This is a genomic window from Pseudomonas sp. ES3-33 (assembly GCF_000952175.1).
Taxonomy (GTDB): domain Bacteria; phylum Pseudomonadota; class Gammaproteobacteria; order Pseudomonadales; family Pseudomonadaceae; genus Aquipseudomonas; species Aquipseudomonas gregormendelii.
This window is the reverse complement of the sequence record NZ_JZRI01000074.1, coordinates 180,736-194,908: the sequence shown is the minus strand read 5'-3', so window position 1 is coordinate 194,908 and position 14,173 is coordinate 180,736. Positions and strand designations below refer to the sequence as shown.

General features: G+C 59.8%; 11 protein-coding genes. 3 read left to right on the top strand and 8 right to left on the bottom strand.

From position 1 onward, the window contains the following. Positions 1-238 precede the first annotated feature (238 nt). Positions 239-955, bottom strand: a complete 717-nt coding sequence (locus UB23_RS13990) for a TraX family protein (protein ID WP_045059908.1) — start codon at positions 953-955, stop codon at positions 239-241. Positions 956-1,087: 132 nt separating this feature from the next. On the opposite strand from UB23_RS13990, the gene UB23_RS13985 reads away from it, so the two are divergent. Further along, a complete protein-coding gene (locus tag UB23_RS13985) occupies positions 1,088-2,128 on the top strand; it encodes a threonine aldolase family protein (protein ID WP_045059907.1) in 1,041 nt (346 codons plus the stop codon). A gap of 211 nt (positions 2,129-2,339) precedes the next feature. Here the strand turns inward: UB23_RS13985 and gbcB are convergent, their stop codons facing one another. Next, a complete protein-coding gene (gbcB, locus tag UB23_RS13980; RefSeq protein WP_045059906.1) occupies positions 2,340-3,440 on the bottom strand; it encodes a glycine-betaine demethylase subunit GbcB in 1,101 nt (366 codons plus the stop codon). Between the two features lie 295 nt (positions 3,441-3,735). On the opposite strand from gbcB, the gene gbcA reads away from it, so the two are divergent. Beyond that, positions 3,736-5,031 carry a glycine-betaine demethylase subunit GbcA gene (gene gbcA, locus UB23_RS13975; RefSeq protein ID WP_045059905.1) on the top strand — a complete coding sequence of 432 codons (1,296 nt, stop codon included), beginning with the start codon at positions 3,736-3,738 and terminating at the stop codon, positions 5,029-5,031. A gap of 695 nt (positions 5,032-5,726) precedes the next feature. Here gbcA and etfB read toward each other — a convergent pair. From etfB to UB23_RS13945, 6 genes are all read right to left on the bottom strand, one after another. Beyond that, entirely contained in the window at positions 5,727-6,497 is a 771-nt protein-coding gene (gene etfB / locus UB23_RS13970; RefSeq protein ID WP_045059904.1) for an electron transfer flavoprotein subunit beta, read from the bottom strand. Positions 6,498-6,512: 15 nt separating this feature from the next. Continuing rightward, the gene (etfA, locus tag UB23_RS13965; RefSeq protein WP_045059903.1) at positions 6,513-7,733 is read right to left on the bottom strand and encodes an electron transfer flavoprotein subunit alpha; all 1,221 of its coding nucleotides are present in this window, start codon (positions 7,731-7,733) and stop codon (positions 6,513-6,515) included. Then, positions 7,733-9,685, bottom strand: coding sequence for a dimethylglycine demethylation protein DgcB (gene dgcB, locus UB23_RS13960; protein ID WP_045059902.1), 1,953 nt, complete (start codon positions 9,683-9,685; stop codon positions 7,733-7,735). The genes etfA and dgcB overlap by 1 nt, the downstream gene beginning before the upstream one ends. A gap of 142 nt (positions 9,686-9,827) precedes the next feature. Further along, positions 9,828-11,888 (bottom strand): dimethylglycine demethylation protein DgcA, encoded by a 2,061-nt coding sequence (gene dgcA / locus UB23_RS13955; RefSeq protein ID WP_045059901.1) that lies wholly within the window; start codon positions 11,886-11,888, stop codon positions 9,828-9,830. Positions 11,889-11,903: 15 nt separating this feature from the next. After that, the gene (locus tag UB23_RS13950; RefSeq protein ID WP_034116150.1) at positions 11,904-12,434 is read right to left on the bottom strand and encodes a DUF5943 domain-containing protein; all 531 of its coding nucleotides are present in this window, start codon (positions 12,432-12,434) and stop codon (positions 11,904-11,906) included. Between the two features lie 78 nt (positions 12,435-12,512). Further along, positions 12,513-13,490 carry a dipeptidase gene (locus UB23_RS13945; RefSeq protein WP_008033250.1) on the bottom strand — a complete coding sequence of 326 codons (978 nt, stop codon included), beginning with the start codon at positions 13,488-13,490 and terminating at the stop codon, positions 12,513-12,515. Between the two features lie 247 nt (positions 13,491-13,737). Here UB23_RS13945 and UB23_RS13940 point away from each other — a divergent pair, with 247 nt between their 5' ends. Continuing rightward, entirely contained in the window at positions 13,738-14,139 is a 402-nt protein-coding gene (locus UB23_RS13940) for a lysozyme inhibitor LprI family protein (RefSeq protein ID WP_045059900.1), read from the top strand. Positions 14,140-14,173: the final 34 nt, after the last annotated feature.

The window sequence follows — 14,173 nt, the reverse complement described above, 5'->3', positions numbered from 1 at the left end:
GCACTGGTGTTGCGACAGTGCCCTTTGATGCGATGGTATGACCGGCGCAGACAGGCCAAATGCCTACGGACGCCACGCAAAGGTGCGTTTACGACATGGGCGGAAATGGCATGCCGAACACGATCCTCAAATCAACGAAAAACCCTGTGGGAGCTGGCTTGCCAGCGATGGCGGTGGGTCATCCACCATCAATGCCGGATGTGACGCCGCTATCGCTGGCAAGCCAGCTCCCACAGGGTTAAGCGATGATTTCGCGGACGAGTAACAGCAGAAGGAAATGCAGCGGATACAACGCATACGCCCAGCGTCGCATCGGCGCAGGCTTGAGATGTTTGGCATGTCGCAACAAGACCATCCCCAGCCATGGCGCGATCAGACAAGTGACAATGCCCCAGATGGCGGCGACATTGCCAAACTGCGCCGCCGGATACAGCACCTGCCATTGATTCGCCGCCAGGCCCACCACCCCAGGCAACAGGCTGTAATACCAGGGCCGCCTGATCACCAGCAGCATCGCCAGCGGCAACAGCACGCCGAAGAACCCGAACATCAGTCGTTCCGGGAACAATGCAGCCAGTACCAATGCACCCAGCGCGAGTAGACGCGATTCCAGCGTTTGCTGCTGCCAGCCGCGCGCCACCAACAACCCTAGTACCAGCGTGGGCAGCACGTTCAGCGTGTCGGGCGCCGGCATGAAGAGCCGATACGGGATCTCGCTGATGGCGCTGAACACCACCAACCACGACAGATACCGCCACGGAGTGCCGGCGCGGGATGCGCCCATCCGCGCCAGGTTCGCAGCCATTGCCAGGCAGAACCATGGGAACGCCAATCGCCCCGGCGCAAACAGGATATCAATGGAATAGCCGACATATCGCAGGTGATCGAGCACCATGCTCAAAAGCGCCAGCCACTTGAGCAGATCGAGTGCACCATCGCGCTGAGTCATGTGCATAATTGTCCGCCAACGCTGTATTTTTTCGAAAGCAACATCCCGTGTGCTCCCCGGACGATCTTCGGTAAAGTGCGCACCATCATTGACCACGAATGCTCTTCACCATAAGAGCTTCGATCACGGAAGCCGGCCATGACCGACAAGAGCCAACAATTCGCCAGCGACAACTATTCCGGTATCTGCCCTGAAGCCTGGGCTGCCATGGAGCAGGCCAACCACGGCCACCAGCGCGCTTATGGCGACGATGAATGGACCGCACGCGCGTCCGATCAATTCCGCAAACTGTTCGAAACCGACTGCGAAGTGTTCTTTGCCTTCAACGGCACCGCTGCCAACTCCCTGGCCCTGTCGTCGCTGTGCCAGAGTTACCACAGCGTGATCTGCTCGGAAACCGCCCACGTCGAGACCGACGAATGCGGCGCGCCCGAATTCTTCTCCAACGGCTCCAAGCTGCTGGTTGCGCGCACCGAAAATGGCAAGCTGACCCCGGCATCCATTCGTGAAGTCGCTCTCAAGCGCCAGGATATTCACTACCCAAAACCCCGCGTAGTGACCCTGACCCAGGCCACCGAAGTCGGCAGCATCTACACCCCTGAAGAAATCCGTGCCATCAGCGCCACCTGCAAGGAGCTCGGCCTGAACCTGCACATGGACGGCGCGCGATTCTCCAACGCCTGCGCCTTTCTAGGCTGCTCTCCAGCGGACCTGACTTGGAAGGCCGGTGTCGACGTGCTGTGCTTTGGCGGTACGAAAAACGGCATGGCGGTGGGTGAAGCGATCCTGTTTTTCAACCACAAACTGGCCGAAGACTTCGACTACCGCTGCAAGCAGGCCGGGCAGTTGGCCTCGAAAATGCGCTTCCTCTCGGCCCCCTGGGTCGGGATCCTGGAAAACGACGCCTGGCTCAAATACGCCCGCCACGCCAACCATTGCGCGCAATTGCTGGCCGAGCTGGTCAGCGATATTCCAGGAGTGGAACTGATGTTCCCGGTGCAGGCCAACGGCGTGTTCCTGCAACTGTCGGAACCGGCCATCGCCGCACTGACCGCCAAGGGCTGGCGCTTCTACACCTTCATCGGCAACGGCGGCGCGCGCTTCATGTGCTCGTGGGACACCGAGGAGGAACGGGTACGTGAATTGGCGGCGGACATTCGCGAGGTCATGTCCCGCTAAGCTTTCCCTCTGCAGGTCTGCGCAGCTACCTGCTTGTGGACCTGCGCACCTGTAGGAGCCGTAGGAGCTGTCGAGTGCAACGAGGCTGCGATCTTTTGATTTTGGTTTTAAAGTCAAGATCAAAAGATCGCAGCCTCGTTGCACTCGGCAGCTCCTACAGATTTCGTCATCCATGGTCCGCAGGGTCAATCAGCAGTCATCACCACGCCGATTAAAACTCAATGCGCACGTCCCCTTTCGGCACGCTGCAGCACGACAGGATGAACCCTTCCGCTTCGTCCTCTTCGGTAATTCCGCCGTTGTGGTCCATTTCCACCTCGCCCCCCAATTTCAACACCTTGCACGTACCGCAAATACCCATCCCGCAGGCCTTCGGAATCAGCAAACCGAGCTTGGCCGCCGCCGCATGCACGGTTTCACCGGGCGCCACACGAATGCTCTTGCCGGACGAGATAAATTCGACCTGATGCAGATCCGCCAAATCAACTTCCGGCGCGTCGGCAGCAATTTCCGCCTGCTCCACCGCATCCGCCCGGGCTTCCGGTGGCGTCGCACCGAAGGATTCTTCGTGATAACGCGACATGTCGAAGCCGACCGCTTCAAGCATGCGCTTGACCGCATTCATGTACGGCGTCGGGCCGCAGCAGAACACTTCGCGCTCCATGAAGTCGGGTGCCATCAGCTCCAGCATCTTGTGGTTCAGGTAACCGCGATACCCCGCCCAAGGCTCACCCAGACCATGCTTCTCGCATATCAGGTGCAGGCTGAAGTTGTCGATCCGCGACGCCATGTGTTCGAGCTCACGGTGGTAGATGATGTCCTTGGGTGAACGGGCGCTGTGAATGAACACCATGTCGACGTTGCCGTTGGTGTCGTAGAACCAGCGCGCCATGGACATCACTGGCGTGATGCCGACCCCACCGCTGAGGTACAAGACCTTTGGCGCGGTAAAGTCCATGGCGTTGAACAGCCCGACCGGCCCGTGCACCGCCAGCTCCTGGCCTTCGTGCAGAGTGTCGTGCAACCAGTTCGAGACCTTGCCCCCCGGCACGCGCTTGATGGTCACGGAGAAGCTGTACGGCACAGAGGGCGAGCTGGAAATGGTGTAAGAACGCATGATCGGCACGCCTTCGATTTCCAGCTCCAGGGTAACGAACTGCCCCGGCTTGAAAAAGAACAGGATCGGCTGGTCTGCCATAAAGCAGAAAGTGCGCACGTCCCAGGTTTCCTGGATGACTTTGACGCAACGGACGATGTGTCGACCATTGGCCCAGGTCTGGGTGGTTACCGGATTCAGGAAGCTGTTGGACATGCTGTTCTCCACCGCCGATGGTCGGCCTTATGTTGGCGATTCTGCGTATAGCGCGAACCACCCATTTACCTATCTGCGACATTCACATACTTATCGCGACCAGCCCTTGGTTACCGGGGGTTGCGCGTCGGGAACAGATTGGGCCATGTCGCCCATGGATAAGGTTCTGGGCAGCGCCGGCCCCACACTCGCTCCACACAAAGACAGATTCTTTACACCTTGCGTAGCAAACCCGCTAAACCGGCCACATAGCCACTTTCGCCGGCCACACAGAATGGCCTTGAGGATCAAATTGATGGACGTCACCGCAAAAATCAGCCTGGGCGATCCGCTGGAACCCGCACGCAAGGCCACCGCACAGATGCTGCAAGAGCGCGAGCGCACTTTCTCGCTGCCGCAGCCGTTTTACTCTGACGAGCGGCTGTTTGATATCGACATGCAGGAAATTTTCCAGAAGGAGTGGTTGATCGCCGGCATGACCTGCGAGATCCCGACCAAGGGCAACTACCTGACCCTGCAGATTGGCAAGAACCCGATCATCGTGATCCGCGGTGCCGAAGGTGTGGTGCATGCGTTCCACAACGTCTGCCGTCACCGGGGTTCGCGTTTGTGCACCAGCGAAAAAGGCAAGGTCGCCAAGCTGGTCTGTCACTACCACCAGTGGACCTACGAGCTGGACGGCCGCCTGCTGTTCGCGGGCACCGAAATGGGTGCCGACTTCGACATGAAGCAGTACGGCCTCAAGCCGGTGAACGTGAAGACTGCGGGCGGCTACATCTTTATCAGCCTGGCGGAAAATCCGCCGGCCATCGATGACTTCCTGTCGACGCTGAACCACTACATGGAACCCTACGACATGGAGAACACCAAGGTGGCGATTACCACCACCCTGGTTGAAAAAGCCAACTGGAAGCTGGTACTGGAAAACAATCGCGAGTGCTACCACTGCAACGCCTCGCACCCGGAACTGCTCAAAACCCTGCTGGAATGGGACGACGTCACCGACCCGCGAGCCGACCAGGGGTTCAAGGACCACGTGGCCGCCTCGGCCGCTGCCTGGGAAGCCGAGAAGATCCCTTACGCGCATGCCAGCTTCGGCCTGCGTAACCGCATCGTGCGCATGCCGCTGCTCAAGGGCACCGTCTCGATGACCCTGGACGGCAAACAGGGCTGCGCAAAACTCATGGGGCGCATCAAGAACCCCGATCTGGGCTCGATGCGCATCCTGCACCTGCCGCACTCATGGAACCACTGCATGGGCGATCACATCATTGTGTTCACCGTGTGGCCGATCAGTGCCCAGGAAACCGTGGTCACCACCAAGTGGATCGTGCACAAGGACGCCGTTGAAGGCGTGGACTACGACGTTGATCGCATGCGCCAGGTCTGGGATGCCACCAACGACCAGGACCGTCGCCTGGCGGAAGAGAACCAGCGCGGGATCAATTCCACGGCTTACCAGCCTGGGCCGTATTCCAAGACCTATGAGTTCGGTGTGGTGAACTTTGTGGACTGGTACAGCGAACGCCTGCTGAACAATCTGGGGGCTGAGCCTGCGCCGTATCTCAAAGGCGTTCCCGTTCAAGGTTGATCAAAGTCAAAAGATCGCAGCCTGCACCAGCTCCTACAGTGACGCGTGCACCGATAATTTATCGGACACAACAAACTGTAGGAGCTGCCGCAGGCTGCGATCTTTTAACGACAACACCCGATTCAAGTTATAACTGTACGAAATATGATCAATTGCGTTCAGAGCTATACAGTGCGCAGCTCGTGGCCTTCCGCCAACAAGTTATCCACATCTCCACCCACAGCAATTGGGGACAACTGTGGATAGGCGGAAATCATTTCCGTATAAACTAAATAAAATCCGTGACTTATCCGAAACATGCGTTTATCGAAGCAACTGATCATTTTTTGATCTAATGCTTCAAAGCCACGCTCTGCCTGGCTCGCAGCGGATCGCAAACACCTTATCCACAGAAGCGCCAACAGACTTCGGGGACAACTATTGGAGATCTGTGGAAAACCAGGGGAAACCACGCTAAATAAGGGATTTCGAAGGATATTCATGTAGATAATGAGAGATTGGCTATTTTTTAATCAAACTCTTGAGAAGCCCGATTTATGGGGCCTGTAGCCGACAGCAAACAACTTATCCACAAAACCGCCAACAGCGATTGTGGGCAAGTAGAAAGCCCCGGAATAACTGGATAGTTTGACGTATTGAAGCCACAGCATCCTCCGGCCCAGAGCTCACGGCTCGCGTGCAGTGGCTGCCAAGCCTTAGCGAACGACGCCTTCTTCGATCAACAACTTGAGGATCGCGTCGGCGGCGGCTTGCGCAGTCAATCCCTTCAAAACCTGCCCGCCCCCACCACTGGCCTTCGCCGTTGCGGCCTTCATGCGATCAGCGCCACTTTTGGCCTTGATCACCTTCAAGCGTTTCGGCCGTGGCTTGGCAGGTTGCAGGGTCGCTACCGCGAGTAACTCATCGTCGAATACCTCGACTTCGTCCGCCTGCAACAAGCCGCGTCGCGCCGGGCCGTAGGCGCTCTGGCGAGGCTTGGGTGCAGCGTTATCCACAGTGGCCAGAAACGGCAGCCGTACTTTAAGGCGACGACGCTGGCCTCGCGGTAATGCCTGCAGCACCATTGCGCAATTACCGTCGATGGATTCAACCTGCGCCAGCCCCACGACCAGCGGCCAGCCGAGACTCTCCGCCAGCAGGAACGGCAGCATGCCCGACCCTTCGCCGGTTTCCGCCTGGCTGCCGGTGAGTACCACCTGGGCGCCGGCTTCATGCAAGTAGGCGGTCAATGCGGGCAATGCATCGGCGCCCTGCGGTTGTTCCAGTACATGCAGTTGCTCAAGACCCATACCCAGATAGGCACGTAAGGCAGGCTCGGCGACGTCGCCTGCGTGCAGGACTTGCAAGTTATCCCCAGCCAGTTGCAAGCCCAGTTCTACCGCGCGCGCATCCTGCTCAGCGCGACGTGGCCGGCCGGAGGTTGGGTGGGCGCCGATGGACACCAGGCTGATGATTTTCGTGCTCATGACCTTTTCCTTCCCTTAAGCCGCATCGCGCTTGGCGTCGTTCCGGTAAGCCGCTACCGCATCGATCAAGGCTTGTAGAATCTCGGCACTCTCGCCGATCACCGACAGGTCGGCCCGTTTGATCATGTCGCAACCGGGGTCGAGATTGATCGCCACCACCTTGTCACAGGCACCGATGCCTTGCAGGTGCTGGATCGCCCCGGAAATCCCCACCGCTACATAGACCCGTGCGGTGACCCAGGTGCCGGACGCACCGACCTGACGCTCGCGCGCCATGAAGCCGTCGTCCACCGCTACCCGCGATGCGCCTTCGGTAGCGCCCAACGCTTGGGCGGTACTGTGGAAAAGTCCCCAGTCCTTGACGCCGTTACCGCCAGAGAAGATGAATTCCGCTTCGGCCATGGGAATCGCTGCCGGGTCGACTGCCACTGCGCCCAGATCTTCGATGCGCGAAAGGCTGCGCGCCACGGCTGTGGATAACTCCACCGGCAAGGCTTCATGACGGCTTTCACTGACCGGCTCGGCGCATTCGACGGCAGCCAGAATCAGGCGCGCAACCGGCCGGGCAAGATCCTGCAGGCCAGCACCGGCACGGCCGATACACTCCTGATCCTTGACCTGCCACACCCGTGTTGCCGGGCGTTCACCCAAGGTTGCGGCAAACCGACGGCCTAGTTCGCCGCCGCCGGTACGGCTGTCAGGCAGCAACCAGTGACGCGGATTGAACTGGTTATCCACAGCCCGCAGGCCCTGCACTCGTTGTTCCGGTGCATAACCGCTGAATTCCTCGCCGTCCAGCACCAACAGGCGATCCACGCCAGCGGTGGCAAATGTGCTTTCCTTGTGTTCACCGAACACCACCGCCAACACCGCGCCGTCCGAGCCAGCCAATTGATGAGCCAGCCCCAGCAAGTCACGGTCGTGACTGCTCAGGCGGCCACCGACCATGTCCGGGACCACGCAAATATAGAACGCCGGCGCAGGCACCTGATGCAGCGGCAATTGTACTTCTACAGCGGCGGTACGCTTGGTCGCCCCACCTTGCTGGGCCCCGCTGCGGTCGATGCGCTTCAGCCCGTTGGGCCCGATAAAGCCGACGCCGTGGGGGTTCTTGCGGATGACCCCGTTAGGCCCCATCCAGCTGTGTTGCGCCGGTTGCATGGCCGCGTGCAGCGGGTGCAAGCGGTTGCGGGCGATCCATTCGGCGCGCGGATCGCGGCGGATAATGTCGCTCATCAGTGGGCCTCCGCAGGTTCTTCATGTTGCACCGGTGCATTGGGCTTGTTCGGCGCCGCCTCTTCGAGCAGCGCGTCGGCCACCAGTTCAGCGATGTCCTTGATCAGCGGTCGCGGTTCGACCACGCCCTCAAGCATCGCGGTGCACTGTGGACAACCGACTGCCACCAGCTCGGCGCCGGTTTCGCGGATGTCTTCCATGCGCATGTCGGGGATTCGTTGCTTGCCCGGGATGTCGGTGATCGGCGCACCGCCACCACCGCCGCAGCAACGGGAACGGAAACCTGAACGCTGCATCTCTTTGACTTCGATGCCAAGGGCACGCAGCACTTCACGGGGTGCCTCGTACTCGCCGTTGTAACGACCGAGGTAGCACGGGTCGTGATAGGTGACGCTGCTGCCTTTGTGCTGGCCGAGGCTGAGGGCGCCGGCACCAATGATTTCTGCCATGTAGGTGCTGTGGTGCTGCACAAGGTAGTTGCCGTCGAAGGCGCCGTACTCGTTCTTCAACACGTGGAAGCTGTGGGGGTCACAGGTGACGATGCGGTTGAAGCTGTACCTGGCCAGGGTCTGGATATTGCGTTTGGCCAACAGCTGGAAAGTCGCTTCGTCGCCCAGTCGCCGTGCCACGTCACCGCTGTCGCGTTCTTCAAGGCCCAAAACGGCGAAGTCGACCTTGGCCGCTTTCAGCACTTTGACAAACGCACGCAGAGTGCGCTGGTTGCGCATGTCGAAAGCACCGTCGCCGACCCAGAACAGCACGTCGACGGATTTTTTCTCGCTCATCAGATTGAGGTTCAAGTCCGCTGCCCAGTTCATCCGCCCTCCCGGGGCGAAGCCGCCGGGATTGTCGGTGGCGATCAGGTTTTCCAGGACTTCGGCGCCCTTGTTCGGGGTCGCGCCTTTTTCCAGGGTGAGATGGCGGCGCATGTCAACGATGGCATCGACGTGCTCGATCATCATCGGGCACTCTTCAACGCAGGCGCGGCAAGTGGTACAGGACCATAGGGTTTCGGCGTCCACCAGACCGTTGACGATCGGCTGATGCGGATTGCCGGCGTGCTCACCGATGGGCTTGCCTGGGTATGGGCTGCCGGCAAAATTGGCATCGGTGCCACCGGCCAGGCCAACGACCATGTCCTGAATCAGTTTTTTCGGGTTCAACGGCTGGCCGGCGGCAAATGCCGGGCACGCGGCCTCGCACTTGCCACACTGTACGCAAGCGTCGAAGCCAAGCAACTGGTTCCAGGTGAAATCCTTGGGCTTTTCCACACCCAGCGGCGCAGTAGGATCGTTCAGATCCAGCGGTTTCAACCCGGTGGAGCGACCGCCGCCAAAGCGCTCGGCGCGACGGTGCCAGGCCAGGTGCAGAGCACCGGCAAAGGCGTGCTTCATGGGGCCGCCCCAAGTCATGCCTAAGAACAACTCGCAGACGCCCCACAACACGCCGACAAACAGGATTGCCGCCAGGATCCAGCCGCCGAAATTTTCCGGGAGGATGCCTGCTACTGGCAGGGTCACCAGGAAAAACGAAGCGGAGAACGCCAGGAGACTTTTCGGCAGGCGCATCCACGGGCCTTTGGACAAACGGGCCGAAGGATTGCGTCGGCGCAGGTAGACGAAAATCGCTCCCACGAACATCACGGCAGTCATCAGCAGCAGTGCATACCCGAGGAAGCGGTTATGCAGGCCGAAACCGTGAACCAGGATCGCCAGCACGGCGGAAGCCACCGCACCACCGGCGGTGGCGACGTGGGTATTGGCGATGTATTTGTCCCGCGCCACCACGTGGTGCAAGTCGACCATGTAGCGCTTTGGCATGGCAAGCAGGCCGCCGATCAGGTCAACTTTCGAAGCCCGGCCCCGACGCCACATGGCCACCCGCCGCAACGCGCCAAGGACAGCCAGGCCCAGGGCGGCAAACAACAGGATTGGAAGAAGGGTGTTCAACATGGTGAAGCTCCCACCAGTACATCTTGGAGAAACGCGTTCGGCGTAGGAGCTGCCGCAGGCTGCGATCTTTTGATCTTGATCTTGAAAACAGGATCAAAAGATCGCAGCCTCCGGCAGCTCCTACACAGGTGACGTCAAAAACTTAGAAATCCTTGCACAGCCGCAACGCGTCATAGATCGCCGCGTGCACGTTGCGCTGGGCTACGCAGTCGCCGATGCGAAACAGCAAGTAGCCGTCGCCGCTCTGTTCCAGGCAAGGCTGCGGCTTGATCGCGAACAGGGCTTCCACGTCGATCTGGCCCTTGTTGCGCGAGCCTTCTTTCATCGCGTAATAGATTTCTTCGTCCGGGCGCACGCCGTTTTCCACGACTACCTGATCCACCACCCGCTCCTCCTTGGCGCCGGTGTATTCGTTCTCCAGCACCGCCACCAGCTTGTCGCCTTCGCGGTAGACCTTCTCCAGCATCATGTCCCCGGTCATGATCACTTCTTTGGGGTACATGCTGCGGTAGTAGGTCGGGAACGATGTGCCGCCAATTGCCACGCCTGGCTTGATGTCGTCGGTAACGATCTCGACCTGGCTGCCTTTGTCCGCGAGGAAGTCGGCGGTCGACATGCCGGTAAACTCGCAAATAGTGTCGTACACCAGCACGTTCTTGCCCGGCGCAACTTTGCCATCAAGGATGTCCCAGCTACTGACCACGAGGCCTTCAGCCGCGCCCCAGTGCTCATTCTGCTCCAGGAAGGGATGACCGCCGACGGCGAGCACGACGACGTCCGGGCGCAGGTCCATAATGGTCGGCGCATCGGCCGCCACACCCAGGCGCAGGTCGACTTTCAAACGCGCCAGTTCCAGCTGATACCAGCGGGTGATACCGGCGATCTGGTCGCGCTGCGGCGCTTTCGACGCCGTGGTGATTTGCCCACCGATGAATTCCTTCTTCTCGAACAGGGTCACGTCGTGGCCACGTTCGGCGGCCACGCGCGCTGCCTCCATACCGGCAGGCCCGGCACCCACTACTACGACCTTGCGTTTGACCCCGGTAGTCTTTTCGATGATGTGCGGCACGCCCATGTATTCACGGGAAGTCGCTGCGTTCTGGATGCACAGCACATCCAGGCCCTGGTATTGCCGGTCGATGCAGTAGTTGGCACCGACGCACTGTTTGATCTGGTCGATCTGGCCCATCTTGATCTTGGCGATCAGGTGCGGGTCGGCGATGTGCGCGCGGGTCATGCCGACCATGTCGACGTAACCGCCTTCGAGAATGCGCGTCGCCTGGTTCGGATCCTTGATGTTCTGCGCGTGCAGAACCGGGGCCTTGACCACTTCCTTGATACCGGCTGCCAGGTGCAGAAACGGCTCCGGCGGATAACTCATGTTCGGGATCACGTTGGCCAGGGTGTTGTGGGTGTCGCAACCCGAGCCCACCACGCCAATGAAGTCCAGCATGCCGGTGTCGTCGTAGTACTTGGCGATCTGCTTCATGTCCTCGTGGGACAAACCATCCGGATGGAATTCATCGCCGCACAAGCGGATGCCGACGCAGAAATCGGGACCGACTTCGGCGCGCACGGCTTTTAATACTTCCAGGCCGAAACGCATACGGTTCTCGAAGCTGCCACCCCACTCATCGGTCCGCTTGTTGACGCGCGGGCTCCAGAACTGGTCGATCATGTGCTGGTGCACGGCGGACAACTCGACGCCGTCCAGGCCACCGGCCTTGGCACGGCGTGCCGCTTGCGCGTAGTTGCCGATAACCCGCCAGATTTCTTCCGGCTCGATGGTTTTGCAAGTAGCACGGTGCACCGGCTCGCGCACCCCGGACGGCGACATCAGTGTCGGCCAGTTGAAGCCGTCCCAGCGCGAACGCCGGCCCATGTGGGTAATCTGGATCATGATCTTGGCGCCGTGCTTGTGCATGGCGTCAGCAAGATTCTGGAAATGCGGAATGATCCGGTCGGTGGACAGGTTCACCGAGCTCCACCACTCCTGCGGGCTGTCGATGGCCACGACCGAAGAACCACCGCAAATGGCCAGGCCGATCCCGCCCTTGGCTTTCTCTTCGTAATACTTGACGTACCGGTCGGTGGTCATGCCGCCGTCGGTCGCGTAGACCTCCGCGTGTGCGGTGCTGAGCACGCGGTTGCGGATGGTCAGTTTGCCGATCTGGATCGGCTGGAACATTGCTTCGAAAGCCATGGCGGGTTCCTCGACTTACAACGGCTTGACGGTGAACAAACCGTCGTCGTGGCCTTCTTCGGAGCCACCGTAGACTTGCTCGGCAACCGTGCGGATCTGGCTGCCGCGGGCTTGCAGAATCTGATCCATGGCACCGGCAAACCAGCCGGTGAACATGTAGTCGACCTTGCGCCCGACCTTGCCGTACACGTAGACGAATGCGGAGTGCTCGAGCTTGACGCTGGCGGTGCCTTTATCGAGGTCGATGTCCTGGATCTTGAACAGGCCCCAGCCGCGTTGTGACAGGCGCTTCATGTAGTGCTCGAACACCGCGACGCCTTCAAGGCCGTGGCATTCGGCTTCTTTTTCGCACCAGTGCCAGGCGGACTTGTAGCCGGCCTTGTAGAGGATTTCGGCATAGGCGTCGGCGCCCAGCACTTCCTCGATGCCCATGTGGTTGTTGACGAAGAAATGACGTGGCACGTACAGCATCGGCAGGGCATCGGAGGTCCAGACACCGGTCTCGCTGTCGACTTCGATAGGCAATTGCGGGGCGATCTTGGCCATGGAAACATAACTCCAGAAAAATTGGGGTGTTGCCTGCGGCGCGGATGGCCGCAGGTAAGGATTCAGAAGTGCGGCGGCTTATTCGCCCCAGACGTCTTTGAGCACGTTGACCCAGTTCTCGCCCATGATCTTGCGCACCACGCGCTCGCTATGGCCGCGCTTGAGCAGGGTTTCGGTGAGGTTCGGGAACTCGCCGACGGTGCGGATGCCCAGCGGGTTGATGATCTTGCCGAAGCTGGTCAGGCGGCGGGCGTAACCCTTGTCATGGGTCAGGTACTCGAAGAAGTCCTGGCCGTGACCCTGGGTAAAGTCGGTGCCGATGCCGATGGCGTCTTCGCCGACGATGTTCATGGTGTATTCGATGGCTTCGGCGTAGTCGTCGATAGTCGAATCGATGCCCTTGGCGAGGAACGGCGCGAACATGGTCACGCCGACAAAGCCACCGTGATCCGCAATGAACTTGAGTTCTTCATCGGATTTGTTGCGCGGGTGAATCTTCAGGCCCGACGGCAGGCAGTGGGAGTAGCAGACGGGTTTCTTCGATTCGAGAATCACCTCTTCAGAAGTTTTCGAACCGACGTGGGACAGGTCGCACATCACGCCAACTCGGTTCATCTCGGCGACGATTTCACGACCGAAACCGGACAGGCCACCATCGCGCTCGTAGCAACCGGTACCGACCAGGTTCTGGGTGTTGTAGCACATCTGCACAATACCGACGCCGAGCTGCTTGAACACCTCGACATAGCCGATCTGGTCTTCAAAGGCGTGGGCATTCTGGAAGCCGAAGAGGATACCGGTCTTGCCCTGCTCCTTGGCCTTGCGGATGTCGGCGGTGGTGCGAACCGGAATGACCAGGTCGCTGTTTTCACGAATCAGCTTCTGACTCGCGGCGATGTTGTTGACGGTGGCCTGGAAGCCCTCCCACACCGACACGGTGCAGTTGGCCGCCGTCAGGCCGCCTTTGCGCATGTCCTCGAACAGCTCACGGTTCCACTTGGCGATAATCAGCCCGTCGATAACGATGCTGTCGGCGTGCAGTTCGGCTGGGCTCATCAGGCTGTCCCCTATTGTCGATTCATGCGCCGAATCGTGTGCCGGCGCTTTGGAGCCAGCATATGCCTGAGCACCGGGACAGCCGGGTGCAAAAACGACAGGGGAATTGCCGAAAGCGTCAATCCGCGACAAAGGGTCGTCGCCACCCCTGCTCGCCCGCCTGTTCAAGCCCGTCAGGTTGAGCCAGAATCCGCTGCACGACTGGATGCTTCACTGAGGCTCAACTGGAATGAGGGACGGCAGCGCAATGAAAATGATCTTTCTGGTTCTGGCATTGATCGCCACGGCCGTACACGCGGAAGAAGAGTCCGAGACCACCCCCTGCGACGCTGTCGAAAACGACGTCCAGACCCTCGAATGCTCGGTCTATGGCCGAACCGCCGCCGAAGACCTGCTCAAGGACAACTACCAGACCCTGGCCGAGCGCATGCAAATACTCTACGGCAAGAACCCGACCCAGCTGGCAGACATCACCGCAAAAATCAAAGCGGCGCAGCAACAATGGCTGAAGACGCGAGACGCCGATTGCGCAGTCGAAGCGTTCCCGGCGACGAGTGGCAGCAAGGCGTTCACCATTGCGCAAAATGACTGCATTGCACGCATGAGTGATGAAAGGTCGGAGTTTTTGGAGTCGATCGGGCAGGAGTGAGTTAGAAATCCGAGCAATATTCTGACACGGTTGA

Bases quoted from the DNA above. Each gene is read 5' to 3' on its own strand.
- UB23_RS13990 (WP_045059908.1), bottom strand. From the start codon at position 955: ATGCACATGACTCAGCGCGATGGTGCACTCGATCTGCTCAAGTGGCTG.
- UB23_RS13985 (WP_045059907.1), top strand. From the start codon at position 1,088: ATGACCGACAAGAGCCAACAATTCGCCAGCGACAACTATTCCGGTATC.
- gbcB (WP_045059906.1), bottom strand. From the start codon at position 3,440: ATGTCCAACAGCTTCCTGAATCCGGTAACCACCCAGACCTGGGCCAAT.
- gbcA (WP_045059905.1), top strand. From the start codon at position 3,736: ATGGACGTCACCGCAAAAATCAGCCTGGGCGATCCGCTGGAACCCGCA.
- etfB (WP_045059904.1), bottom strand. From the start codon at position 6,497: ATGAGCACGAAAATCATCAGCCTGGTGTCCATCGGCGCCCACCCAACC.
- etfA (WP_045059903.1), bottom strand. From the start codon at position 7,733: ATGAGCGACATTATCCGCCGCGATCCGCGCGCCGAATGGATCGCCCGC.
- dgcB (WP_045059902.1), bottom strand. From the start codon at position 9,685: ATGTTGAACACCCTTCTTCCAATCCTGTTGTTTGCCGCCCTGGGCCTG.
- dgcA (WP_045059901.1), bottom strand. From the start codon at position 11,888: ATGGCTTTCGAAGCAATGTTCCAGCCGATCCAGATCGGCAAACTGACC.
- UB23_RS13950 (WP_034116150.1), bottom strand. From the start codon at position 12,434: ATGGCCAAGATCGCCCCGCAATTGCCTATCGAAGTCGACAGCGAGACC.
- UB23_RS13945 (WP_008033250.1), bottom strand. From the start codon at position 13,490: ATGAGCCCAGCCGAACTGCACGCCGACAGCATCGTTATCGACGGGCTG.
- UB23_RS13940 (WP_045059900.1), top strand. From the start codon at position 13,738: ATGAAAATGATCTTTCTGGTTCTGGCATTGATCGCCACGGCCGTACAC.